Annotated in this window: 22 protein-coding genes and 1 tRNA gene; 13 read left to right on the top strand and 10 right to left on the bottom strand. The window is 63.4% G+C overall.

What is annotated here, in order from left to right; genetic code table 11:
* Window positions 1-286: 286 nt before the first annotated feature.
* The 10 genes from ACMNI9_RS07105 to ACMNI9_RS07060 all read left to right on the top strand — a co-directional run bounded on the left by ACMNI9_RS07105 (window position 287) and on the right by ACMNI9_RS07060 (window position 10,048).
* A complete protein-coding gene (locus ACMNI9_RS07105) occupies window positions 287-1,348 on the top strand; it encodes a nucleoid-associated protein (protein ID WP_418831342.1) in 1,062 nt (353 codons plus the stop codon).
* Window positions 1,349-1,603: 255 nt separating this feature from the next.
* Entirely contained in the window at window positions 1,604-2,188 is a 585-nt protein-coding gene (locus ACMNI9_RS07100; RefSeq protein ID WP_114565753.1) for a helix-turn-helix domain-containing protein, read from the top strand.
* Between the two features lie 121 nt (window positions 2,189-2,309).
* Window positions 2,310-4,088 carry an AMP-binding protein gene (locus tag ACMNI9_RS07095; protein WP_418831341.1) on the top strand — a complete coding sequence of 593 codons (1,779 nt, stop codon included), beginning with the start codon at window positions 2,310-2,312 and terminating at the stop codon, window positions 4,086-4,088.
* On the top strand, window positions 4,088-4,807 hold the full coding sequence (locus tag ACMNI9_RS07090) for a ParA family protein (RefSeq protein ID WP_216528689.1): 720 nt from the start codon (window positions 4,088-4,090) through the stop codon (window positions 4,805-4,807). Before ACMNI9_RS07095 ends, ACMNI9_RS07090 begins: the two co-directional genes overlap by 1 nt.
* A 101-nt stretch (window positions 4,808-4,908) precedes the next feature.
* Window positions 4,909-5,115, top strand: coding sequence for a 4Fe-4S binding protein (locus ACMNI9_RS07085; RefSeq protein ID WP_114565750.1), 207 nt, complete (start codon window positions 4,909-4,911; stop codon window positions 5,113-5,115).
* Between the two features lie 2 nt (window positions 5,116-5,117).
* A complete protein-coding gene (locus ACMNI9_RS07080; RefSeq protein ID WP_114565749.1) occupies window positions 5,118-6,182 on the top strand; it encodes a 3-methyl-2-oxobutanoate dehydrogenase subunit VorB in 1,065 nt (354 codons plus the stop codon).
* A gap of 1 nt (window position 6,183) precedes the next feature.
* Window positions 6,184-7,023, top strand: coding sequence for a thiamine pyrophosphate-dependent enzyme (locus ACMNI9_RS07075; RefSeq protein WP_114565748.1), 840 nt, complete (start codon window positions 6,184-6,186; stop codon window positions 7,021-7,023).
* Window positions 7,020-7,556 carry a 2-oxoacid:acceptor oxidoreductase family protein gene (locus tag ACMNI9_RS07070; protein ID WP_114565747.1) on the top strand — a complete coding sequence of 179 codons (537 nt, stop codon included), beginning with the start codon at window positions 7,020-7,022 and terminating at the stop codon, window positions 7,554-7,556. Before ACMNI9_RS07075 ends, ACMNI9_RS07070 begins: the two co-directional genes overlap by 4 nt.
* Window positions 7,557-7,629: 73 nt before the next feature.
* Window positions 7,630-8,181, top strand: coding sequence for a helix-turn-helix domain-containing protein (locus ACMNI9_RS07065; protein ID WP_216528555.1), 552 nt, complete (start codon window positions 7,630-7,632; stop codon window positions 8,179-8,181).
* 193 nt (window positions 8,182-8,374) lie between these two features.
* Window positions 8,375-10,048, top strand: a complete 1,674-nt coding sequence (locus ACMNI9_RS07060) for an AMP-binding protein (RefSeq protein WP_216528554.1) — start codon at window positions 8,375-8,377, stop codon at window positions 10,046-10,048.
* A gap of 120 nt (window positions 10,049-10,168) precedes the next feature.
* Here ACMNI9_RS07060 and ACMNI9_RS07055 read toward each other — a convergent pair whose 3' ends face one another.
* From ACMNI9_RS07055 to ACMNI9_RS07025, 7 genes are read right to left on the bottom strand one after another with little or no spacing between them, the layout of a single operon-like run.
* On the bottom strand, window positions 10,169-10,528 hold the full coding sequence (locus tag ACMNI9_RS07055; protein WP_225749241.1) for a multidrug ABC transporter: 360 nt from the start codon (window positions 10,526-10,528) through the stop codon (window positions 10,169-10,171).
* Window positions 10,515-10,916 (bottom strand): EamA family transporter, encoded by a 402-nt coding sequence (locus ACMNI9_RS07050; RefSeq protein ID WP_225749240.1) that lies wholly within the window; start codon window positions 10,914-10,916, stop codon window positions 10,515-10,517. Before ACMNI9_RS07050 ends, ACMNI9_RS07055 begins: the two co-directional genes overlap by 14 nt.
* Window positions 10,917-10,918: 2 nt before the next feature.
* A complete protein-coding gene (rffA, locus tag ACMNI9_RS07045) occupies window positions 10,919-12,058 on the bottom strand; it encodes a dTDP-4-amino-4,6-dideoxygalactose transaminase (RefSeq protein ID WP_114565744.1) in 1,140 nt (379 codons plus the stop codon).
* On the bottom strand, window positions 12,055-13,314 hold the full coding sequence (locus ACMNI9_RS07040) for a hypothetical protein (RefSeq protein WP_418831340.1): 1,260 nt from the start codon (window positions 13,312-13,314) through the stop codon (window positions 12,055-12,057). Before ACMNI9_RS07040 ends, rffA begins: the two co-directional genes overlap by 4 nt.
* Window positions 13,311-14,264 carry a glycosyltransferase family 2 protein gene (locus ACMNI9_RS07035; protein WP_114565743.1) on the bottom strand — a complete coding sequence of 318 codons (954 nt, stop codon included), beginning with the start codon at window positions 14,262-14,264 and terminating at the stop codon, window positions 13,311-13,313. The genes ACMNI9_RS07040 and ACMNI9_RS07035 overlap by 4 nt, the downstream gene beginning before the upstream one ends.
* Window positions 14,261-15,577 (bottom strand): ATP-grasp domain-containing protein, encoded by a 1,317-nt coding sequence (locus ACMNI9_RS07030; protein ID WP_418831339.1) that lies wholly within the window; start codon window positions 15,575-15,577, stop codon window positions 14,261-14,263. Before ACMNI9_RS07030 ends, ACMNI9_RS07035 begins: the two co-directional genes overlap by 4 nt.
* 4 nt (window positions 15,578-15,581) lie before the next feature.
* Entirely contained in the window at window positions 15,582-18,512 is a 2,931-nt protein-coding gene (locus ACMNI9_RS07025) for a YfhO family protein (protein WP_225749237.1), read from the bottom strand.
* Between the two features lie 292 nt (window positions 18,513-18,804).
* On the opposite strand from ACMNI9_RS07025, the gene ACMNI9_RS07020 reads away from it, so the two are divergent.
* The 3 genes from ACMNI9_RS07020 (at window position 18,805) to ACMNI9_RS07010 (ending at window position 21,434) form a co-directional block, all read left to right on the top strand.
* Window positions 18,805-19,584 (top strand): DUF4190 domain-containing protein, encoded by a 780-nt coding sequence (locus ACMNI9_RS07020; RefSeq protein WP_418831338.1) that lies wholly within the window; start codon window positions 18,805-18,807, stop codon window positions 19,582-19,584.
* A gap of 84 nt (window positions 19,585-19,668) precedes the next feature.
* Complete coding sequence (locus tag ACMNI9_RS07015; RefSeq protein WP_216528548.1) at window positions 19,669-20,088, top strand: XRE family transcriptional regulator; 420 nt, start codon at window positions 19,669-19,671, stop codon at window positions 20,086-20,088.
* 62 nt (window positions 20,089-20,150) lie between these two features.
* Window positions 20,151-21,434, top strand: coding sequence for a serine/threonine protein kinase (locus ACMNI9_RS07010; protein WP_418831337.1), 1,284 nt, complete (start codon window positions 20,151-20,153; stop codon window positions 21,432-21,434).
* 73 nt (window positions 21,435-21,507) lie between these two features.
* Here ACMNI9_RS07010 and ACMNI9_RS07005 read toward each other — a convergent pair.
* From ACMNI9_RS07005 to selA, 3 genes are all read right to left on the bottom strand, one after another.
* A tRNA-Sec gene (locus ACMNI9_RS07005) sits at window positions 21,508-21,604 on the bottom strand.
* Window positions 21,605-21,690: 86 nt separating this feature from the next.
* On the bottom strand, window positions 21,691-23,619 hold the full coding sequence (gene selB / locus ACMNI9_RS07000) for a selenocysteine-specific translation elongation factor (protein ID WP_225749235.1): 1,929 nt from the start codon (window positions 23,617-23,619) through the stop codon (window positions 21,691-21,693).
* Window positions 23,616-25,094: an L-seryl-tRNA(Sec) selenium transferase gene (gene selA, locus ACMNI9_RS06995; protein WP_418831336.1), complete on the bottom strand. Its 1,479-nt coding sequence runs from the start codon at window positions 25,092-25,094 to the stop codon at window positions 23,616-23,618. Before selA ends, selB begins: the two co-directional genes overlap by 4 nt.
* Between the last annotated feature and the right edge of the window lie 21 nt (window positions 25,095-25,115).

Below are 25,115 nucleotides of genomic sequence, written 5' to 3'. Positions count from 1 at the left end.
CTGCCGGGTTTTCGGATCGCAAGCACGAAAGGCGCCCCGAAGCGCCCCGGCATCTCGCTGCGCGGCGCGCCGCGCAGGCGTCGAGCGCACCTCGCGCGCAGCTCGTCCGTCGCTTGCACCCGCACCCCGCCCGTATCTCGCACGCAGCGCGCCTGCCGCATCCGAGCGGGCGTAATCTGCCGCTTCGGCGCGTCTGGTGATTCTTGGAACTTTGCGCCTTGTCGGTCTCGCTCCGGTATCCTTGTTGGTCGCTTACAGGAACCCCGACATTTCAAGGACGGCATCCATGCTCAAGGTGAACCGTGCGGTACTGCACGTTTTCGATTTCGTTTTGTGCGTCAACGTCTTCTCTCAGGAAGAGCTTGACCTGGACAGTAAGAACGCCAAGCGCTACGTGACGAGCCATGCGAAAAAGGCGCTCGGCAACCTGGACAACAAGCGCGGCGAGTTCTCCGAAGATAGCATGTTCGCCGAAGAGATTCGCGCGTATTTTCTGGGGCAGCGCGACTTCATCGACCTGTCCGTGCAGGTAGCCGAGTTCATCGCTACCGAGCTGGGCCGTATGGAGAAGGCCGAGTCGACCGATCTTCTGGTCATCGACTTCGAGGACGACACCGACTCTAACGTGCGGAACATGACCGACGAGGAGGCCGAGGCGGCCTATCGCGGCGAAGGGAAGCGCTACTTCGCGCTCCTTCTGCTGGAAAGCAAGCAGGCGTTCATGCACGAGGTGGGCCGCGGCGAGGAGGGCGGCACGCGCGTGGACGTGGCGCGTCACCATGCGATCCTTCCGAACTCCTCGCAAAAGGTTGCTTCCTACGCGTTGATCGAGTCGAAGTCGCTCGCGGTGCTGTTCTGCGACAAGAAGCGAACCATCGCTGGCGAAGACCGCTGGCTCATCCCCGACGGGTTGCTGCAGTGTTCCATGGAGGCGTCGAGCAAGGAGGTGTTCGACACGGTCGCGCGCATCGCGGAAGAAGTTGCCGAGGAATACGGCGCCAACACGGCGATGGCGGTTTCGAAGGCGAAGGCCTATGTGGCCGAAAACGCCGAGGAGTCGGACGAGCTTGCGCCGTGGGATCTTGCTGACGAGGTGTTCGAAGACGAGCCTTTGCAGAAGCGCTTCGAGGAAGCGCTCGCCGAGGAAGCGCTGCCGGAGCGCGTGGTCGTGGAAAAGGCGGTGGCCCAGCGCGTGGCGAAAAGCCACAAGATCGTTACCGATACGGGCATCGAGGTGAAGTTCCCAGCCGAATACTCGCAAAGCCCCGAGTTCATCGAGTTCGTCAGCGCGCCGAACGGGCTGATCTCTATCGAGCTGAAGAACATCGGGCGCATCGAGAACCGCTAAGCGCCCGCGGCTTCAGGAGGGTCGAGGGACCGATCGGGCCGTGGCGAAGCGAGGGGATGCCCCGTTGCTGCGCCTTGCCCGGTCGGTTCTGGGATTTTGTCCATCTGCCCCTGCGCCGCTGGCAGAGTTTTCCGGCTTCCTCCTTTCTTTCCGATCAAGTTGCTATACAATAGATTAACTTTTCATCCGACAGGCACCGCCGACCACGCTCGCTGGCGACGATGCTGCGATTCGCCAGAAGGAGGTCTAGCGACTATGGAGCCGAACATCGAAGAGGTGGCAGGGCGCATTCGGGCGCTACGCGAAGACCTCGACATCACCATGCAGGAAATGGCGGATGCTACCGGACGTTCCGTGGCGGAGTACGCCGCGCAGGAATCCGGTGATCAGGACCTGTCGTTCACGTTTCTGTACAAGTGCGCCGAGCGGTTGGGCGTCGACGTCATTGAGCTGCTGACCGGCGAAAACCCGCATCTGTCCGGCTACTCGCTCACGCGCGCCGCCGATGGCCTGTCCATCAAGCGCCGCGCAGGCTTCGAGTACCTGCACAAGGCTCCTCACTTCAAGAACAAGCTGGCGGAGCCGTTCCTGGTAACCGCTCCTTATCTGGAAGAGGAGCAGGACCGCCCCATTCACCTGTCCTATCACGTGGGACAAGAGCTCGACTACATCATCTCGGGACGCATGCGCTTCGCGTACGAGGACCATGTTGAAGAGTTGGAAGCCGGCGATCTGCTTATGTACGATTCCGGCCGCGGCCACGGCATGATCGCCACCGGAGGCGAGCCGTGTACGTTTCTGGCCATTGTCATGAAGCCCCACGGGGAAACGATTATCTAGGCGCTGCCGACCGCCGCTCGCGCACTGCGGGCGATCGCGCGCCTGACAGCGCCTTCAATTCGATGATCGTATCCGTCTCGCGGCGGACTGGCCGCCGCATATCCTGCAAGGAAGAACACCTATGAGAAACATCAACCTCCGTTACGTGAACGAAACCTACGACTGCGAAGGCAAACTGTCCGATTTCCAGGTCAAATGCCCCGAAGCCTTCAACTTCGGCTACGACGTGGTGGACGACATCGCGCTGAACGACCCCGATCGTCGCGCCATGGTGTGGTGCAACCCCGAAGGCGAAGAGCACGTGTTCACGTTCGGCGACATGAAGCGCTGGTCGGACAAGACCGCCAACTTCCTGGCGGACGCCGGCATCGGTCGCGGCGACTACGTCATGGTGATCCTGCGCCGCCATTACCAGTTCTGGTTCGTGGCCACGGCGCTGGCGAAGCTGGGCGCGGTCATGGTGCCCGCCACCTTCATGCTCAAGGAGCACGACCTGGAGTATCGCCTGAACGGCGCTTCCATCAAAGCCATGATCGCCACGTCGCTGGGCGACATCGCCGAAGTGACCGACGCCGTGGAGGCGTCGTGCCCGTCGCTCACGGCGAAGATCCTGGTGAACGGCGCGGGCGGCGGTTTGACGCCCGAAGACGAAACGGGCGCGATCGTGCTGCCCGAAGGCGAGCTCATCGGTCCCGCCCTGTCCGGGCCGGAGGGCGTGTGCGCGGCTCCCGCCGTGCGCGAGGGCTGGCTCGATTTCAACACGGGGGTGCGCGCCGCCTCCGACGAGTTCGCGCGCCGCGAGACGGCCGCCGCCGATCCCATGCTCATGTACTTCTCGTCCGGGACGTCGGGCAATCCGAAAATGGTGCTGCACGATTCCGAATACGCTATCGCGCACCTGGTCACGGCCAAGCATTGGCACAACGTGGATCCCGAAGGCGTGCATTTCACCATCGCGGACACGGGTTGGGGCAAAGCCGTGTGGGGCAAGTACTACGGACAGTGGCTCATGGAGGCGTGCGTGTTCACGTACGACTTCGACCGGTTCCATCCGTCCGAGATCCTTTCGCTCATCGGGCGCTACGGCATCACCACGCTGTGCTGCCCGCCCACCATGTACCGCATGATGATGGCCGAGGACATCGATTCGTTCGACCTGTCCACGCTTGCGTACTCCACCACGGCGGGCGAGGCGCTCAACCCCGACCTGTTCGATTTCTGGAAGGAGCACACGGGACTCACCATCTTCGAAGGGTTCGGGCAGACCGAAACGCCGCTGACCATCGCGAACCTGACGGGGTCTTCTCCGCGTCCCGGCTCCATGGGCAAGCCCATCCCGCTGTACAACACGCAGATCCTGCGCGAGGACGGCTCGCGATGCGAAACGGGCGAAACGGGCGAAGTGTGCATCGACGTGCGCGAGAAGGCTCCCGGCATCATGCTGGAGTACTACCGCGATCCCGAGAAGACGGCGGCGGCCATGCACGACGGCTGGTACCACACGGGAGACACGGCCTGGCGCGACGAGGACGGCTACTTCTGGTACGTCGGCCGCAACGACGACGTCATCAAGTCGAGCGGTTACCGCATCGGCCCCTTCGAGATCGAAAGCGTGCTGCTCGAGCACGAGTCCGTGCGCGAGTGCGCGGTCACGGGCGTGCCCGACCCGGTGCGCGGCAAGGCCGTCAAGGCCACCGTGGTGCTGGCGGAAGGGTTCGCGGGCTCCGACGTGCTCACGCGCGAGCTGCAAACCTGGGTCAAGCACCGCACGGCTCCGTACAAGTACCCGCGCATCGTGGAGTACGTCGAGGCGCTGCCGAAAACCGTGAACGGCAAGATCCGCCGCGCGGCCATCCGCGAGGTGGACGAGAGCGCGAAGCCCGTGGAAGGGCTCGTGTGATGAGCGCGCAGCGCTATGCCCCCGACGCGTCGGTGGTGGTCGTGTGCGGCCACTACGGCGTGGGGAAGACGAACTTCTCGCTCAACCTGGCCTTTGACGCGCGCGAGCGCGGCGTGGACGTGACCCTGGTCGATTTGGACGTGGTGAATCCCTACTTCCGCTCGAGCGACTACCGCGCGCTGCTGGAAGAACGGGGGATTTCCGTGATCGCTCCGGTGATGGCGGGAACCACGCTCGACAGCCCCAGCTTGTCCGGGGCCGTCGGCCCGGCCGTCGAGTCGGCTCGCAAGGACGACGGGCGCGAGCGCCTGCTCATCATCGACGCCGGGGGCGACGACGTGGGCGCGACGGCGCTCGGCCGGTTCGCCGGTTCGGTTGCGGCGGCTCCCTACGAGATGCTGTACGTGGTGAATCGCAGCCGCAACCTTACGCAGGACCCGGCCGAGGCGGTCGACGTGCTGCGCGAAGTGGAGGAGAAATGCCACCTGCACGCCACTGCGATCGTGAACAACACGCACCTCAAGCAGGATACCGACGAAGCTACGGTGAGGCAGGGCGTGCCCTTCGCGCAAGCGGTCGCGGAGCAGGCGGGCCTGCCTTTGGCGTGCACGACGGTCCCGATAAGCCTCGCAGACCGGAAAACTGCCCTCTTTGGACTGAATGACGGTCGGCAAACGCTCTATCCTGTGCAAGTATATGTACGTACTCCTTGGGAATAATGCGAGAGTACGCGTTTCAGCGGGTTTGTCCGTCTGATGCGCGTTGAGCTCCTGTGCCCGCGGCGCGGCGCAGGAGCCTACAAGACGAGGAAGGTTCCATCATGCCGAGAATACTGGTAGACGATCATTTTTGCAAAGGGTGCGGCCTGTGCGTCGACGCGTGCCCGACGCACATCATCGAACTCGATCACGAGCGCATCACCGCGAAGGGCTACCATCCGGCGCGCCTGATCGATGCCGAGCGTTGCACGGGCTGCATGTCCTGCGCGCTCATGTGTCCCGACGTCGCGATTACGGTGGTGAGGTAGCTATGGCAGAGAAAGTGCTCATGAAGGGCAACGAGGCGATGGCCGAGAGCGCGATTCGCGCCGGGTGCCGATTCTTCTTCGGATACCCCATCACGCCGCAGACCGAGCTTGCCGCGTACATGTCCAAGCGCTTGCCGAAGGAAAACGGCACGTACCTGCAGGCGGAAAGCGAGGTCGCGGCCATCAACATGGTGTACGGTGCCGCGTCCGCGGGCGCGCGCGTCATGACGTCCTCCTCGTCGCCGGGAATCTCGCTCAAGGGCGAGGGCATCTCCTACATGGCCGGCTGCGATCTGCCGGGCGTCATCGTGAACGTGCAGCGCGGCGGCCCGGGCCTCGGCGGCATCCAGCCGTCGCAGTCCGATTACTGGCAGGCCACGCGCGCAACCGGCCACGGCGACTTCCAGATCATGGTGTACGCGCCTTCGACCGTGCAGGAAATGGCCGACTGCGCCTACCTGGCTTTCGACAAGGCCGACGAGTACCGCATCCCCGTCATGATCTTGGCCGACGGCATGCTGGGCCAGATGATGGAGCCGGTGGTCCTTCCCGAGCGCAAAGAGCAGTTGCCCGAGAAGCCCTGGGCCACCACGGGCCACAAGAACGCCCGCGCCCACAACATCATGGACTCGCTGTACCTCAAGGCGGAAGACCTCGAGCGCCTCAACCGCGAGCGGTTCGAGCGCTACGACCTGATCAAGGCCAACGAGCAGCGTGCCGAGTCGTTCATGGTCGACGACGCCGACATCGTGCTGGTCGCGTTCGGCGCCTCCGCCCGCATCGCGCGCAGCGCGGTCGTGTCGGCTCGCGAGAAGGGCATCAAGGCCGGTCTCATCCGTCCGATCACGCTGTGGCCGTTCCCGACCGACGCGCTGGAGCATGTCATGGGCACCGCCAAGACGTTCCTGTCGGTCGAGATGAACATGGGCCAGATGGTCGACGACATTCGCTTGGCGGCCGCGGGCCGCGTTCCGGTCGAGTTCTTCGGCCGTACGGGCGGCATCATCCCCACGCCGGTGGAGGTGCTTGCCAAGATCGAGGAACTGCAGGGAAAGGTAGGTGCGTAGCATGAGCGCCGAAGAGAAGATCGTGTTCGAGCGTCCGCATGCGCTCCTTCCCGTCATCACCAATTACTGTCCGGGCTGCCCGCACGGCATCGTGCATCGTTTGGTGGCCGAAACCATCGACGAACTGGGCGTTGAGGGCGACACGATCGGCGTCGCGCCGGTCGGCTGCGCCGTCACCAACCCCGACTTTTTCTCCTGCGACATGGTCCAGGCCGCGCATGGGCGCGCGCCGGCGGTGGCCACCGCGGTGAAGCGCGTGCTTCCCGACAGCGTAGTGTTCTCCTATCAGGGCGACGGCGACCTGGCTTCCATCGGCATGGCCGAGACCATCCACGCGGCAACGCGCGGCGAGCACATCACCGTCATCTTCATCAACAACGCCATCTACGGCATGACGGGCGGCCAAATGGCTCCCACCAGCTTGCCGAACCAGGTGACGCAGACCTCGCCGTACGGCCGCGACGTGTCCACGGCGGGCTACCCGGTGCGCGTGTGCGAGATGCTGAGCACGCTCGACGGCGTGGCGTACCTGGAGCGCGTGACGGTGGACAGCCCCAAGAACGTGCGCAAGGCGAAGAAGGCCATTAAGAAGGCGTTCCAGAACCAGATCGACGGCGTGGGGTACTCGCTGATCGAAGTGGTGTCCACGTGCCCGACGAACTGGGGCCTCACGCCGCAGGATTCGTTTGCGTGGATGCGCGAGAACATGCTGCCGTACTATCCGCTGGGCGTGTACAAAGACGTGGTGGCCGACGGGTTCGCCAATGCAGCCGAGGCTGCGTCGGCGCGCAACGCCGATTGCCCGGTGGCGCATCCGGTGACGGAAGGGGGTGCGCGATGAGCCGCACCATGAACGCCGTTCTGGCGGGCTTCGGCGGCCAGGGCATCCTGTTCGCCGGCAAGATCATCGCCATCGCCGGCCTGATCGAGGACCGCGAGGTTTCGTGGCTGCCCTCCTACGGCCCCGAGATGCGCGGCGGCACCGCGAACTGCAGCGTGTGCCTGGCCGACGATCCCATCGGCAGCCCGCTCGTGCTGACGCCCGACGTGCTGGTGGTCATGAACCAGCCTTCGCTCGACAAGTTCGAGGGCAGCGTGCAGGAAGGCGGCACCGTGGTGGTGGACTCCACGCTGGTGCAGCGCATCCCCGAGCTTCCCGGCGTGAACGTGTTCGCCGTTCCGGCCACGCAGCTGGCCGAAGAGAACGGCTACAAGGGCCTGGCGAACGTGATCCTGGTAGGGAAGCTGTTCGCCGAAACCGGGTTCTGTTCCGAAGAGACGCTTAAGGCGGCTGTCGAGAAGTGCGTGCCCGCGAAGAAGATCGCGAAGCTCCCGGCGAACCTTGCCGCGCTTGAGCTGGGAATGAAGTCGTAGGTCGTGCCGAGGGGCGCATCGCAAGAGCGCCCCGCCCGCGCGCGGCGCGGGCGAGTGAGGTGGAGGGAGCCACATGGTAGCTGAACTGGCCGAGATCGGCCTGCGCATCAAGGGCCTGCGCGAGGCGTGCGACGTCACGCCCGAGGATATGGCCGCCGAGCTTGAAGTGCCGCTGGAGAAGTACCTCGAATGGGAGGAAACAGGCGCTGACGTGCCTATTTCCGCCATTTACCACCTGGCGCACACCTTCGGCGTGGAATTTACCGAGATCCTGACGGGAACCGCGGCGAAGCTGAACACCTACCAGGTGGTGAAGAAGGGGGAGGGCCGCGAGGTCGATCGCTACCCCGGCTACCACTTCGAGGATCTGGCTTGGCGCTACACCGGCAAGATCATGCAGCCTTTGCTGGTGGTGCTCGATCCGTCGGACGAGCCGGCGAAGCTGGTTACGCACACCGGCCAGGAGTTCAATCTGGTCCTCGAGGGCACGGTCGTCGTGACGTGGGAGGACAAGGAATTCGAGCTGCACGCCGGAGACAGCATCTACTTCAACCCGGAGCATCCGCACGGTCAGCGTTGCGGAAGCGACGTGCCCGCCAAGTTCGTCACCATTATCGCGGAGTGATCCGATCCGCCGTTCTCCGAACGGCGGATCCGCTCGACGCTGCGAAGCGCTGCGGCGGCCCATCTTGCCGCTCCAAGCCCTCGTCGCGTACCCACGGTACGCTTCCTCGGGCTTTCACGGCAATCTGAGCCACCGCAGCGCTTCTCGCTGACCTTGCTGGACCGATAAGGCGTGAGAAAGGAAAGCTGCGCCCGTGAATCACATCTTGAAGAAATACTGTCCGCGCATCGAGTTCGATTCGTACGAGGACTTTTACGAGAACTTTCAGATCGACGTGCCCGAGGCGTTCAACTTCGGTTTCGACGTAGTGGACGAATGGGCGCGCGTGGAGCCGGGCAAGCAGGCGCTCGTGTGGTGCGACGACCACGATGCCGAGCATGCGTTCACGTTCGAGGAGCTTGCGCGTCTATCGAACCGCGCCGCTCACGGCTTCGCGCGACTGGGTATCGGCAAGGGCGACGTGGTCATGATGATCCTGCGCCGCCGCTGGGAGTACTGGGTGTGCGCCGTGGCGCTGTGCAAGCTGGGCGCCACCATCATTCCGGCGTCGTTGCAGCTGACGAAGAAGGACATCGTGTACCGTGCGGCCAGCGCGCAGGTGAAGGCCGTCGTATGCGTGAACGACGAGTACGTGTGCGAGCAGATGGAGGAGGCGCTGCCCGAGTCGCCGTCCATCGCAAATCGCATCATCGTGGCCGGTCAACGAGACGGTTGGACCACGTTTAACCAGCTGATCGAGGGCGAGTCCGACGAGTTCGAGCGCCCCGTGGGCGAAGCCGGCGTCACGAGCAAGGACATCATGCTCATCTACTTCACGTCGGGCACCACCGGCATGGCGAAGGCCGTGTGCCACAACTTCGCGCATCCTCTGGGCCATATCATCACGGCGAAGTACTGGCAGCAGGTCGAGGAGAACGCGCTGCACATGAGCGTGACCGACAGCGGCTGGGCGAAGTTCGGCTGGGGCAAGATCTACGGGCAGTGGATTGCCGGCGCCACCGTGTTCGCCTACGACATGGACAAGTTCGTGCCGGAAAAGCTGCTGCAGAAGATCCAGGATCATAAGCTGACCACGTTCTGCGCGCCGCCCACCATGTACCGCTTCATGCTGCAGGAAGACGTGAGCGCCTACGACCTGTCGAGCGTGCGCACGTTCGCCACGGCAGGGGAGCCGCTCAACGCTGAGGTGACGCTTGCGTGGGAGCGGCTGACGGGCAAGAAGATCCGCGAGGGCTTCGGCCAGACGGAGGGCCCGGTGCTGCTGGCGACGTTCCCGTGGATCGATCCGCGTCCCGGCTCCATGGGCAAGCCGTCCCCGCTTTTGAACGTCAAGTTGCTCGATGACGACGGCGTGGAGGTTCCCGATGGCGAAGAGGGCGCGATCTGCGTCACGGGCCTGAAGGAAGCGTATCCGCCGGGCCTGTTCGTAGGGTACTACCAGGACGAAGAGCGTACGCGCGAAGCCGTGGGCGGCGCGTACTACAACCTGCACGACATGGCGTGGCGCGACTCGGACGGGTACTGCTTCTTCGTCGGTCGCAACGACGACGTCATCAAGTGCTCGGGTTACCGCATTGGGCCTTTCGAAGTGGAAAGCGCGCTCATCGAGCATCCGGCAGTGGTCGAGTGCGCCGTGACGGCTGCGCCCGATCCGATCCGCGGCAAGGTGGTCAAGGCCACGATCGTGCTCGCTCGGGGCTACGAGCCGTCCGACGAGCTGGTCAAGGAGCTGCAGAACCACGTGAAGCACGTGACCGCCCCGTACAAGTACCCGCGCATCGTGGAGTTCGTCGACGAGCTTCCCAAGACCATCGGCGGCAAGATCAAGCGCAAGCTGATCCGCAACAACGACGGTATCGAGGACTAACGGCGATCGGGCCGGCCTCGTTTCCCGGCCCGATCGGCTTCAACGGCGCTCTCGGAAAGATTGTCGCCCGAAACGTACGGTTTTCGCTTGGAAACCGTACGTTTCGGGCGACAATCGTTTCTACCACAAGCCTGCTGCGTACACGAGGATGCCCAGCATGATGACCGCGAGCGCGATCGCCTTGGGGCGGCTGACCCGCTCCTTGAAGATGAAGACACCGAACACGGTGACGTAGAGGTAGCTGGTCGCCTCGAGCACCGGCGCCATGGACAGCGGGATGCCGCGAAACGACACCACCAGCATGAACGTGGACGCCAACATGAGCACGTATCCGCCGATCACCAGCGGGTTGAGGTATTCCTGCATGAAGCTGCCATGCGGCTTCACCGCTTCTTTCTTGAGCATGACCTGCGCGATGGAACTGACGAACACGCCGAGCGCGCCGATGGCGATGTAGGGGATCATCTCAGCGAAGGGCATGGTCGACCGCCTTCTTCGCCGGTTCGGGCTGATCCGCGTCGGCTGCGTCGGCGCGCGAGTACAGCACCACGCCGGCTACGACGATGGCCGCGCCGAGCACCTTCAGGAAGTTCAGCTCCTCTTGGAAGAAGAGCACTCCCCAAACCAGTCCCCAGAACACCGTGATGGCCCGGTTGGAGAACGCCGTGGTCAACGGCAGGCGCTTTATCACCTGCTGCCAGCCGATGGCGTACAGGAACAGCACCGCCAGCACAGCGGCGTAGAGCAGGTAGAATCGCACGTCGTCGAACGCGAACGAGGCGGCCATCTTGCCGAACAGGTCGGTGAGCGAGTACAGCACGAACAGCAGGTGCAGCGAGACGAACGATTTGAGGTTGACGTGCTTCACGATTACCGACCCGCAGAAGCGAAGAACGCGCACGCAGCTTCGATGACGTGCGCGCGATGCTCTTCGGAAAGCGCGTAGTACAGGGGCAGGCGTACCAGGCGCTCGCTTTCCTTCGTGGTGTGACGATCTTCTCCGAAGAACCTTCCGAACTTCTTGCCCGCAACGGAGGAATGTAGCGGAACGTAATGGAACACGCAGAGAACTCCCTGTTCGCGCATGTGCGCGATGAACGCGCTGCGCTGCTCGAGGTCCCTGCACTTGAGGTAGAACATGTGGGCGTTGTGGGTGCAGTCGGGCGGTACGACGGGCAGCGAGCACGCTTTCGCTTCGGCGTACGGGGCAAGCGCCTCGTAGTAGGCGTTCCAAGTGGCCAGACGGTCGTCGTTGATCTCGTCTGCGCGTTCGAGCTGCGCCCACAGATAGGCCGCGTTCAGCTCGCTGGGCAGGTAGCTCGAGCCGTAGTCGACCCAACTGTACTTGTCCACCTGGCCGCGGAAGAACCGCGACCGGTCGGTGCCTTTCTCGCGCAGGATCTCGGCAGCTTCGTTGTAGGAGGGGTCCTTGGTCAAAAACGCGCCGCCCTCGCCCATGGAGTAGTTCTTCGTCTCATGGAACGAGAAGCAGCCGAAGTCCCCGATAGTGCCCAAGGCTTGCCCTTTGTAGGTGCTCATAACGCCCTGGGCAGCGTCTTCGACCACCAGGATGCCGCGGCTGTTCGCGATGCCGTTGATGGCGTCCATGTTGCACGCCACGCCCGCGTAATGCACGACCACGATAGCGCGAGTGCGCTCGGTAATCGCCTGCTCAACCTGATCTTCGTCGATGTTCATGGTGTCGGGGCGTATATCCACGAACACAAGCTTGGCGCCCGCCAGCACGAAGGCGGTCGCGGTGGACGAGAACGTGTAGCTGGGCAGGATCACCTCGTCGCCCGGCTTGATGCGGCACAGGAGCGCCGCCATTTCGAGCGCGGCCGTGCCGCTTGTGGTGAGCAGGGATTTCTGCACGTCGAAGCGCTGCTCGATCCACTCGCTGCAGCGCTTCGTGTAGGGGCCGTCCCCGCAGACGTTCCCGCTTTCGATGGCGTTTCGGATGTAGTCGTACGCTTGCGGCACGCGAGGCGGCTCGTTGAAGGTGATCATGAGGATTCCTCGCTTTCAGCGGATGCGTTGTCGAAGGTGGCGGCGCTTGGGGCGCCGGGCCTTGCGGGTCGCCAGGAAGCTTCGCCGACGTCCGTGAAGCTTCCGTCGGCTTTGCGGACGTAGACGTGCGGGGCGAAGCGAATGAAGAACCCGGGCGTGAACGACATCGAATAGGCGCCTGCGTGCTTGATGACGATCAGGTCGCCTTCTGCGAGTTCCGCCTCGTTCTCCAGGATGCAGAGCCGATCGCTTTCCATGCAGGTGTAGCCGCAGAGCACTTGGCGCGCCAGGCGGCGCGGGGCGGCTTCGGGATCGTGCCGGACGATCTCGTAGGCGTAGGCGGTCTTCTTCATCTCGTGGTCGATATTGATGCGGGACAAATCGCATGTCACGAATCGATCGTAGGTGGTGTCCTTCGCGTCGAGCACGCGTCCAACGTAGCGTCCGGGGGTGCAGATCACGGCCCCGCCCGGCTCCACCAGCAGCCGCGTGCGCTCGGGGTCGAACGTGGCGGACAGCTCGGCGGCGATGGCCTGGGCGTAAGCGTCGTAGGCTCCACGGTTCGCTTCGCCTCCGCCGAAGAAGCCTCCGCCGATGTCGACGAATTCCAGGTCAAGGTCGAGTTCACGGGCGATGACGGCCGCATGGCGCGCAAGGACGCGGTACACCTCGACCGTGCGGCTGCGTGTGGTCACGTGCATGTGCAGCCCTGCGATGCGCACGTTCGGCCCGATCGCGCGGACGGCCTGCACGGCGCGCGCCAGCTCGCCGTTCTCGTAGCAATAGCCGAAACGTCCGCCCGCGGCTCCCGTGACGGTTTGACCGGGGCAGTGCGACTCGAGGTCGATGCTCGCACGCAGGCCGACGGAAAGCACGCGATCGGTCGTGCGCGCGATCTCCGCAAGCCAGCGCAGCTCGCGCGCCGAGTCCAGGTTGACCAGGCTTCCCTGCTCAAGCGCCGATTCGAAGCGCGCCCGTCCCTTGATGGGCCCGTTGAAGACGATGCGCTGCGGTTCGAATCCGCATGCGAGCGCCAATTCGTACTCCTCGTCCGAGACGGCTTCCGCCATGCAGCCGCACGTGCGCGCCGTGCGAAGAATCCAGGGCAACGGGTTGGTCTTGATCGAGTAGGCAACCTCGGAGGCGGGGCTCCAATGCGCATGCAGCGCGCGGGCGAAGTCGTGGAAGTTGTCCGCCAGCTCCGTTTCGTCGAACACGAAGCAGGGCGTTTCCAGCTGGAAGAGGGATTCGTTCATCGAGAGGCTCCTTCGCCGATTTGGTTCTCGGACGAGACGTTGCAGCGAGTCCTGATCAGAAACTGGGGGTTCTTGTTGGTCGTCATGAACAAGCGGCCGACGTATTCCCCGATCACGCCCATGAACAGCATGATGACGCCCGAGCACACCAGCATGGTCACCATGACCGAGGCCCAGCCCATCGGCATCGTGGGGTTGTGCAAGCGCTCGAAGAACAGCCAGATCGCGCCCACGAGTCCCGCACCGCCCATGAGCAGGCCCAGCACCGAAGCGATGCGCAGCGGCGTTACCGAGAAGTTCAGGATGGTCGACCACAGTCGCAGCAGGCTTTTCAGGGTGTATCCCGACTGGCCTTCCGCGCGGTCGTAATGCTCCACTTCCACGTTCACTATGCGGTCGGTCGTGCGGAATACGAGGCCCTGCACGTACACCGAGGCGCTTGAGTACTCGACCATGACGTCGCTCACGCAGCGGCGCATGATCAAGAAGTTGCTGTCGGTGACGCCTTTCGGGCATCCAGCCAGCACGCGGATGGTGAACATGGCGAAGCGCGAGCCCAGCCTGCGGTACCAGTTCTCCCGATGCTGGCGAAAGGCGGCGAACACCACGTCGACGCCGTCTTCCAGGCCCGCGATGAGCGCGAGGCATTGCGACGGGTGCGTTTGCATGTCGTCGTCCATGAGCATGACCGCATCTCCGCTCGCCTCGCGCAGACCGGCCATGATGGCGTTGTGCTGGCCGAAGTTGCGCATGAGGTCGATGCCCTTCACGCGCTCGTCCTCGGCGCACAGCTTCGAAATCTCCCGGAACGTTCCGTCTTTCGATCCGTCGTTGACCAGGATGAACTCGTAATCATAGCCGGCATTGACCAGCTCGGTGCGGGTCATGCGCACCACGTCGCCGATCATGCGCTCCGAATAGTAGCAGGGGATGACAACGGATATGTTCATGAGACAGGCTGCTCCTTCGCAGTCGTTTCGCTCGCTTGGGATGCGCGGCAGGCGCTGGGAAGCCGGTTGGGCACGGCGAGGTCCTTGCCGTCGGGGTCGGCGATGGAGAAGTTTTCGAACATCCGCGCGCTTGCGGCGTCCAGCTCGCCGTACGACTCCGCTGCAAGGAACGCGCGCGCGGCATAGGGCTGTCCGCCGCGCGCGTTCTTGACCGTTTGCCCTGGTGCGTAGTACAGAAGGGTCTCCTGCACGCAAGGGCCTTGCAGCGCGGCTTGCGCGGCGTCAAGGCTTGCCACGATGCCGTCGCGCGCGTGAAAGTACAGCCCGCAGCTGCATTTCGGCATGGAGCGCGCGTCGTGGGCTTCAAGGCGGCGTGCAAGGGCGTCGCGGTCGAGCGCCGTGTCAAGCAGCAGATCCTCCACGGACAAGCCGGACGCGTATTCCAGCAGCTCGTGCTCGTAGCCGAACACGCGGCCCGTCACCTCGCATACGTGTATGCCCGAGTCGGGGGACCAGAAAAACTGCATGCATAAAGGGCCGTGCTCGATCCCCGCGAACTCGACGATGCGCTGCGCGTATGCGAGCGCATCGGGCAGGACCTCGTCGGTGAAGCGACTCGGGTACACGATCCTGCTGACGTGGGGAAGATCCTCGAACGCGCACACGGTCTTTTCGCGGTCGGCTACGGAAACGGGGAACACGCGCCCGTGCGACGCCCAGGTGATCATGTTGAACTCGTGCCCGCCGTTGTACTCTTCGAGGACCACGCTGTTCGCGCGCCTCGATTCCTCTGCAACCGAGGCAGCCGATTCGATCGCTTCGACTGCGGTGCGCACGACGCGGACGCCGTACGAGCCGTAGGCATCGACCGGCTTGATGACGCAGGGGAAGCGCAGGGACTCGCACGCCCGTTCGACCTGGTCGAGCGGCATGACGCAGCTGTTCGGGTAGGGCACGCCCAACTGGTCGAACATGTTCTTCATGAGCTGCTTGTTCCTGAGGAATTCCAACTTGTCCAGCGAACAGGGGGCGGGAAGGCCCGCCGCATGCGCAACGCGGCAGCCCTCTTCGAACAGCACGTCGGAAAACGAGGTGATCAGCGCGTCGACGGCTTCGTCGCGACATAGGTTGACCAAGGCTTCGGTGTCCGTGACGGGAATCGTGAACGAGGCATCCGCATGCGCGCGAGCGGGGCCGTGCTCGTAGCCGTCGGCCACGAGCACGCGACAGCCGCGTTCCTTGGCGCGTTGCACCAGAAGCGCGAACTCGTCCATCGAGCCGAGTATCAAAAGGGTTTTCCGTTGGTCGTGCATGGGGTTACCTCGAATTCCGTTCGTGCTCTTCTTGCCGCTGCGGGCTTGCCTGCACGTCCGCGCGCGCCGATGCCGATGCGGTCGTCTGCGCGCGCCGTACGCGGGTGCTCAGGATGCGACGCACGAGCGCCAACCCGGCAAGCGCGGCCAAGCCGATGCCCGACAGGATCATGCCTTCTCGCAGGCCCGGGGTCAGGTAGCGCAGCTCGATCTCGTGATGGCCGGGTTCAAGCTCCAAGGCCATGAACGCGGTGTTCGCCCGCTTGATTTCGGCGGGCTTTCCGTCCACCGTGGCGGTCCATCCCTTCGAGTACGGCACGCTCAAGAAGAGGGCTTTGGGCTTGCTTGCGTCGATCGAGGCCGTGATCTCGTTCGTGCCGAACTTCAAATCTTCTACCGGGTCGGCTTTCAACGCATCGATGCGGTTCGACATGTTTTTCACAGGCTGGCAAACCACCGACATGTTCGTGAAGCGATAGTCTCCCTTGAGGTCGAAGTGCAGCGTGATCGATGTTTGGGGCTCTTTCGAATACCCCATGTTGACCAGCCATTCGTCCTTGCCGCCGTACAGATGGGAGGCGTTCGTGTAGTTGTCGATCTGGCGCATGCCGGGCGCTTTGTCGGAGCCGAGCCCGATATTGTAGCGTCGGGGTTCGGTCCAGTTCATGTCCTTTTGAAGCAGAAGCGCCTTGCGGAACCAGGCGAGGTTGTCGAATTCCCCTTTGCGCTTGGACTCTTCGACAGGCGACACGCCTTTGAAGTGCAGTCCGTCGACGTAGAAGTACGTCTCGCTGTTGGCGATGCCTTCGAAGCTCAAGGTCAGCGTCGCTCCCGGTTTCAAAACGCGTATCACGCCGTCTTCCACCGAAAGGCCGTTGCTTGCCGACACGACGGAGGGCACCGTGCGGGATTCCTGCTTTCTGTCGGTTGCGGGAAGCGACGACTCGTCGAGCACCACGCCCTGCAGCAGCGCTTCCTGCCGCTGGGCGGGGGAGAGGGAAAGGTACTCGCTGCGGGGAACGTACGAATCGTAGGCGAAGGCCAGCGGCAGGACGTTGGATCCTTCGTGCACCTGGTACGGGATGTCGCGCACGACGCCCGACGCTACGATCTTGTTCGGATCGTCGTACAGGTACACCGGGGGAAAGCCCGCTTTGGTGCTCAGGTAGTATTTCACGCCCATGAGCGACTCCAGGATTGCTCGGCCTCCCAGATCGTTGTACGAGAAGTTGATGTTGGTCCTGTTGAGGGCAAGCTCGGTATGGAAGTCGTCGATGGCGCTGTTGTACGAGCTGTTGTAGAAATCGAAGCCCTTGAGCCCCAGCACCAAGCTGTCGTTGCGCGTGCGCTCGATGGCCGACGAGCTTCCGTCGTAGCGCCACAGCCCGGGAGCGTTCAGGTCCGAGACCAGGTGGTTGGGGGAGTCGGACGTGATGCGGGGGTAGGCGTAGCCCAACGGCGACGAGAGCTTGCCCACGCCGCCTTCGTCAGGGGATACGAAATAGAAGGCGTTCACGGTCAGGCCCGCCGTCAGGCAGCAAACGACGGCCATCCGTCGCGTCTTGGCCGCCATGCCCCGTTGCGCCACGACGAACAGGGTGGCCGCCAAAACGACACCGGCGGCCAGCATGGCCTCGGTGCGCATGGGCGCCACGGCGAAGACGATGGCCCCGTAGGCGATAGACGCGATGACCAGCACCTTTACGGATCGCTTGTCAAGATGGAGCATGCTCGGAAGCATGCGGGCCACAATGAAGCAAACCACCAGGGCGTAAGCCCATACCCAACGGTTGGTGGCGTAGTTCATGCCGTTGAGGAAGCTTCCGACGGCAGGGACCATGAGCATGATGGTGCCTGCGACGAACGCGATCTTGAGCGACGTGTTCTGCCGGCGCTTCGAAAAGAGCAGGACGCAGGAAAGAAACGCCAGTCCGCCGAACCCGATGTAGCAATCGCTCCCGACGCCCGCCATGCTCAGGAACCCGGATGCGAGCGAGGTGTAGTAGTGATGCGAATAGAACAGCGGGACGGTGACCGAGTTGTCGGTGAATCGCTCAAGTCCAAACAACCCGACAAGCGAAGGAACCAGCGCGAAGCAGGCGATCAAAACGCCGATGGCCAGGAGGCCGAAAAAGCGTAGGGTCCAACCAAGGAAACGCACCGCGTTGACGCTTTTCTGCGTTTGGAAGACGCGCACCGCGCAGTAGGGGAGCAGCAGCAAGCACGCCATGTACGAGAAGTAATAGGATATGATGAAGAATGCGGCGACTGCTGCGATGAACGTGTAGGGCCGCTCTTTCGCGATCACCTTTTCCACGCCGAGCAGCAGCAAGGGGAACAAGACGAGCGGCCACGCTCCAGCCGGCCAGTAGGCAACCGCCATCGCGGTGCCGCACAGCGCGTACAGCAAGGCGCCTACCAAGGTGGGGAACCGCCCGATTTTGAAGCGCAAGGCAAGAAGCGAGAACGCAGCTCCGGCCAGGTACAGGCGAAACACCACAAGGAATTGGAAGAGGTATTCCGAATAGCGTTCCGGGCACAGGCCGGAAAGCAGGTTGAGCGGGTCGAAGAACGTGTCGAGCGTGGAGGGAACGTCCATGCCGTAGCCCAGTTCGTGCACCCAAAGCGGAATCTGGAGCCCTTGCCCGGAAAGCAGGTTGCTGACGATTTCCCTCAGCCATTGGCCTTCGTACACGAAGAAGGGATAGTACTGCTCGATGCCGTCGATGTTCCAGATCAAGGCGCGGCCGTTGGACGGGTAGACGAACAACGTGATGAACGCTACAACGATGAAGGCCGCCGTGTAACAGCCGAAGTAGACGCGTCGTTTGCGGGACGGGTCGTTTCCCTCCCAAGCGCGTATGTGCTGCTTTTTGCGCTCGACCCTGCTTCGCAGGCTCGAAGATGCTCGATCCGTGGTTTTGGAGGGCGCCAAATTTGCTCGCTTCTGATATGGAACAATATTCTCGATAAAGTGCACGATTTATCCAATTCTATTCTACTACGGATCTTCGGAACGGAACTCGTGGGAACCGGTCGTTTCCGATTTGTAATTTGCAGTTTGGAAGCGGGCGCGCCTCTCGCTTCCGCAGCGGCTCGGTCTTTTCGTCAAGCGGTTCGCCGTCGAGAACTTAGCTGCGAGCTAATGCTTTTATCGGTACGTTTCCCTAGCATATGCGGCATCTGCCCAGTGAAGGTTTCAAAAACCTCATGAAGAAAGGAACCATATGCGCGAATATCGAAGCTCCGAATACCCGGACGGCATGGGCCGAATGCGGGTCCATGCCCTTCCTCTGCCCTTGTCCGCCATGGCGGTGGCGGGATTTGTCTTGAGCATTGTTGCGCTTGCGCTTTCCGCCGTGCCCATTATCAACAACATCGCGTTTCTTCTTGTGTTGCTGGGCTTGCCGTTCTCTATCGTTGGATTGGTGGCTGCGAACCGCAAGACGAAAAGAGGGAAGGCTTTGGCGATAGCCGGCATCGTGCTTTGCTCGCTGTCGCTCGTCGTCGTGATCGCGTCGCAGAATGCGTACAGCACCGCTGTTGAGGAAGCGTTTTCGGGGCCGAGCGTAACGGGCTCTTCCGATTCGGCTCAGCTGCAGGGCGCTCAGGAGAATACGGCTTCCGCACAAGGGGCTGACTACAGTTCCATGGCGGTTGGCTCGGCAGCCGATTTGAGCAATGGACTGACGGTGAGCGTCGATTTCGTGCAAACCGGACTGGTTAATTACGATGGATCGCCCATTACCGGCGTTACGGTAACCTACGTCAACAAAGGATCGAGCGAGGCGTCGTTCAACATGTTCGACTGGAAAGGCCAGGATGCGAACGGCGCGCAGCGCTCGACAACGGTTTACATGAATGGCGAGAACGCTCTGAGCAGCGGAAGGCTTGCGGCGGGAGGAACGGTTTCCGGCAACGTCTACTTTGACGGCGATGTTTCGAAGGTCCTCTACTACTCGTCGGTTTTCAGCAAGAGTTCCCAGGTGGCATGGAATATCTCGTAACGAGGGCCTGCCGTGTTGCGAGGATGCGGGATACGTGCTGATACAATGGAAGCAAGGAAGAAGCGAAAGAAAAGGAAGCGTCGCGTGAAGGAGCCTCTGACCGAAGAACTGCTCGAAGAGCTTCTCGAGGCTCCCGATCCGATACGGTTCGCCGAAGAGAACCACATTGCCACGCGCAGTCTTTCGGATTACTTGGAACAGCTTCTTGACGAAAAGGGTCTTGAGCGGGCTCGCGTCGTTCGAGAGGCGGGTTTGAACGAGACGTTCGGCTATCAGATATTCATGGGCCAGCGAGGCGCTTCGCGCAACAAGGTGCTGCAGCTCGCCTTCGCCATGCGCTTGTCGCTTCGCGAGGCGAACAGGTTGCTGCAAGCTGCCGGATCGAACGGGCTTTACTGCAAGAATCGACGCGACGCGATAGTCATATTCTGCCTTGAGCGCGGGCACAGTCTTCAAAAAACCGATGAAGAGCTGTATCGCTTTGGGGAAGAGACCATTTGCTGACGGGCCGCTGTTCGCTATGGTCCGCTTCCGATCCTTCGGGATCTGCTACCATGGGCTTCACTATGCATGATGAATTGGCCGAACACTTGAACGCGCTCGAGCGGGACGAGTGCTACCGCGTCGACGCGGTTTTGAAGAACGCCGCTCACGAAGTGACCGAGCGGGTATTCTTCGTCGGCGCGAACGGCGCCGAACTCGGCCCGTTCGTCAGGAAGCGGATCGATCGCGCATCCGGCTTGGGAGCCGCCTATCGCAACATGTGCCGCGCGCAAAGGTCGGGCCGCCGTTTCCGCTATCTTCCGCGCATTATCGAATGCTGCGAGGCGGGCGGCGAGTTCGTCGTGATCATGGAGCATGTGGATGGGGAGACGCTTTCGGACGTCGTGTATCGCTGCGATCCTTCCGTAGCCCTCGCCTGTGACGTGTTTCCACGGCTGTGCGACGCGGTTGCGGAGCTGCACGAAGCGTTCGATCCCCCGATCATCCATCGCGACCTCAAGCCTTCGAACATCATGCTCTCTCAAGATAGCTTGACCATCATTGATTTCGGCATTGCGAGATCGTTCAAGGAGGATGCCGAAGAGGACACCTGTCGTTTCGGGATGAGAGCCTATGCCCCTCCCGAGCAATTCGGGTTCGGTCAGACCGATGTGCGCAGCGACATCTACGCGCTGGGCATGCTCTTGTACTTCTGCTTGGCCGAGAAGACGCCCGACGCGAAGGTGCGCAAGGCGAAGTTTCGATCGCCTTTGGTTCCCGAGCCGTTTCGTCAGGTGATCGAGCGCGCCGTTTCGTTCGATCCCGAGGGTCGCTATGCGAGCGTGTCGGCTCTCAAGCAGTCGTTTGCCGACGCGTTGTCGGAGTTTTGCGAAGTGGACCAGGCTCGGCCCGCTTCGGCGGCGACGCGCTCGGCGACGGGGTCCTTGGGAAGCGGGCAGGTTGCGCCTTCGGATGGGAAGGGCGGCGGCTTTGCGCGCATTGGCCGCGCGCTTTCGAAAATCCCGCGGTGGGCGGGCATTGCGTGGGACGTAGCGCTGGCCGTCTTGTTCGCGGCTTTGAGCGTTATGTGCGTCTTGCTGACCGTAGATGCTTCCTTGGGCTCGGCGCAGTATGCAGCCGCTCCTCTGTGGTTGCGCGCGGTTTCTTACGGAAGCCTTGATCTGCTTATCGTGGCGCCGATCCTGTTCGTCTTGAGCGATAGGCGTCCTTTGCGGGCGCTGTTCCCTCCGCTTGAGCGCATAGCGATCGAGCGCGACATGGCCGTATCCCTTGTCGTGGTGGTTATCGGCTTGATCGTGTTCTTTTGGACGGGGTCGCAGATTCCCCCTATCGATAGCATTCGTTGACGAATGTGCCGACCCGATCGGACGAGCGACGGCTTCGATTGGCGGCGCGGAGCAAGGGCTTCCGAACGTGAAATGGCGGAGATGCGTGCGAATCGAACACACCCGAGACGTTCTGCGCGCCTCACAACGGCTTTGAAGGCCGCGGGGCCCACCAGGACCCATCCATCTCCCCATGAAAGATGCGCCGGAACCGGCGCATCGCTATAATACCGCAACTTGATCGGAGCACGCCGACGTTTAGGCGAAAACCCCACATCTACCCGTTCAGGACGCGAACGTCTCCTTCTCGACGCGTCACGCCGTTCGCGTCGAAGTACTCGAGCAGGGGGATGGCGTACTTTCTGCTGGTTTCCATGGCGTCCTTCAGCTCGGCGGCTGTTGCCGGACCGTGCGCCAGCCGGTTTCTCACGGCTTTCTCGAAGGCTTCGAGCGCCGCTGCGTCGAAGCAGAAGTCTTTTCCGACCCGTCGCGCAAGCCCTTGCTTTTCCAAGATTCCGAGCGCCTTGTACCCGAGCGAGGAATCCAGGTCCGCGTGGCTTACAAGGTCGGCGATGGTCGGCGGGGCCCCTGCCGCGCTCGCGAGCGCATCGCCCAGCTTTTTGGCCGCTTGCTCCTCTTTCATGCGCGCACCCGCGCCTGCGCGCGGGTGGCTGACCTCGCCGCCCGCCACCACGGCGGCGCCTTGGGCGACTGCGTAGGCCAGCAGCGCGTCGAAGCAGGCGGCGTCTGCGCGCGGCAGGCTTCTTTGCCGCAGGGCGTCCTTCGCGATTCCCGTGGAATCGGGGTTCTGGGAATGGAACCTCAACAGCTCGTTCTCGATGGTCGAGCGCGCTTTCTGCAGCGTCTGCGCGCTCGCGTAGCGGGTTTGCGGGCCGTCTAGGCGCACGGCTGCGCGCTTGGTTGCCAGCGCTTCAAGCTCGCGCGCGGCCTGCGACGCTTCCAGCCCCGAGGCTTCCGCCAGCTCGTTGGCCAGGATGGGCAGCGTCGCCAGGGAGAATGCCGCCTGGGCCACGGCCGCTTCGTCGTCGGCGCGCAGCGCTTCCAGCAGATGACGGGCAGGCTCGGACAGCGTGGTGGTGCGGCGGGGGTGCGCGCGCAGAATCACGCCGCCGCCTATGACGTGCACCGGGGAGTAGGAGCGGATGACGAAGCGGTCCCGCCATGCGGCGGGCAGGGGCTCGTCGAGGCGGATCTGCGCGAGCGCGCGCTCTCCGGGCGCGAGGCTCGTCCGGCCCTCCATGAGCAGCACGCGCGCCGTGACCTCGCGCGTTCCGTGGGCCACGTGCACGCGCGAGCCGCTTTCCAGGGGCTTCGCGTCTCGGCCGGGAATTCCCAGGTAGGTCAGGTCGGCGTCGAAGCGGTCTGTCGGGCGCATCGCGCCCGGCGTTGCCAGGAAGTCGCCCGGACGCACCTCGGCCGTCGAGAGCGCGTTCAAGTTCAAGGCCACGCGATGGCCGGCTTTGGCGCGCTCGACCGGGCTTCCATGCACCTGGATGCCGCGGATGCGCGTGCGCAGGCCGCCGGGGAGCACCTCGACCTCGTCGCCGACGGACGCTTCTCCGTTCCAAAGCGTGCCCGTCACCACGGTGCCTGCGCCTTTGATGGTGAAGGTTCGGTCGACGGGCAGGCGCAGGTGCGCGCCCTTTTTGACCCGGGACGTGGCGCGCGCGGCGCGAACCAGCTCGTCTTTGAGCGCGTCGAGCCCACGTCCCGTTCGGCTGGAAACGCGTACCACGGGCGCGTCCGCGTACGGCGTGGTCTCAAGGCGGCTGCGGATCTCGTCGGCCATGAACGCCGCCCATTCGTCGTCGACCAGGTCGATCTTGGTCAGCGCGACGACGACCGATGAAATGCCCAGAAGCTCCAGTACGGCAAGGTGCTCGACGGTCTGGGGCATGACACCGTCGTCGGCCGCGATGCACAGCAGGGCCAAATCGATGCCCGTGGCGCCAGCGATCATCTGGCGCACGAAGCGCTCGTGGCCCGGAACGTCCACCACGCCCATGGTCAAGCCTCCGGGCAGGGAAAGCTGCGCGAAGCCCAGCTCGATGGTGATGCCGCGCTTCTTCTCTTCGGACAGGCGGTCGGGATCGGTTCCGGTGAGCGCGAGCACGAGCGACGACTTGCCGTGGTCGATGTGCCCGGCGGTGCCCAGCACCAAGTCAGGGTGCGACGGCGTGCTCATGAGCAAGTCTCCTTCCGTGCGTCCAGGTTGTTGAAGTAAGCGCCCAGCGATTCGGCTATCGCGGGAAGGTCCTCTTCGCTCAAGGTGCGGGCGTCGAGCAGCACGCACTCCTTCTTGATGCGGCCCACCACCGGAACGGGCGCGCGCTTCACCAGGTACTCTTCGCATTCCTGCGCACTGCCCTGCAGGAACGACACGCGTACGGCGAACGTGTCGATGTCGCACATGGGAAGCGCTCCGCCGCCGGCGCGCCCGGTTTCCGGCACCACGTCGACGCGGGCGAAGCGATCGGCTACGGTTTTCGATACCTGTTCGCTCAGGCGCTCGGCGCGCGTGCGGACGACGGCTGCGTCCTCCGAGAGCATGCGAAGCGTCGGGACGGCCTGCATGGCTCGCTCGGGGTCCAGGTAAAGGCGCAGCGTCGCCTCGAGCGCGGCAAGCGTCATCTTGTCCAGGCGAAGCGCGCGCGCGAGCGGGTTCTTCTTCAGGCGGTCGATGTGGCGCTTCGAGCCCGCTATGATGCCCGCCTGCGGGCCTCCGAGCAGCTTGTCGCCGGAAAACGAGACCAGGTCGACGCCCGCTTGCAGCGATTCGGCCACCGTGGGCTCAGCGTAATCGCCGAAGCAGTCCAGTCGCAGAAGCGCGCCCGACCCCTGGTCTTCGTAGACCATTACCTCGGGAAGGGGCGGCGTCTGCGGATTGGCGCGCCGGCGTTCGTTCTCGGCGTCGGCGATGCGTCGCAGCTCGCGTATGCCCACGCTTTCGGTGAACCCGACCATGCGGTAGTTCGAGGGATGCACCTTCAGCAGCATGGCGGTGTCCGGGCCGAGGGCGCGCTCGTAATCGGCCGGATGGGTCTTGTTCGTGGTGCCCACTTCCACCATGGCCGCGTTCGACAGCGCCATGATGTCGGGAATGCGGAAGGATCCGCCTATTTCCACAAGCTCTCCGCGGGACACGACGCCCTCGTGCCCTGCGGCGAACTCCGTCAGCACCATCATGACGGCGGCGGCGTTGTTGTTCACGGCGATGGCCGCTTCCGCCCCGGTCAAGGCGCAGATCAGATGCTCTACATGATCGTGGCGGCTGCCGCGCGCAAGGGCGTTCACGTCGTACTCCAGCGTGGAGTACCCGCGCGCCGCCTCCACGACGGCCTCGACGGCTTCCTCGGCAAGCGCGCTGCGTCCGAGGTTCGTGTGGACCACCACGCCCGTGGCGTTTATCACGCGGCGCAGCGACGGCGCAAGGTTGGCGAGCGCGCGGGCGCAGGCGTCGTCCGCGACGGCGTTCGCGTTCACAGCGGTTCGGCGGCCCGCCAGCACCTCCTGGCGCGCTTCGTCGATGGATGCGCGGGCGCAGTCGGCCAGGATGCGTCGGGGCAGCAGCGCATCGAGCGCGCGCAGCTGCGGCGCGTTGAGCGTTTCCTCCACCTGCGGGAGGGTTCGGAGTATGTCTTGAACGGAAGCGGGTTTCATGGACTGCCTTTCTTTGACGCG

Origin of the sequence: Paraeggerthella sp. (assembly GCF_048427265.1) — a bacterium.
Taxonomy (GTDB): domain Bacteria; phylum Actinomycetota; class Coriobacteriia; order Coriobacteriales; family Eggerthellaceae; genus Paraeggerthella; species Paraeggerthella hominis.
Note: the sequence above shows the minus strand (reverse complement) of the source record. Positions and strands in the feature narration are given on the sequence as shown.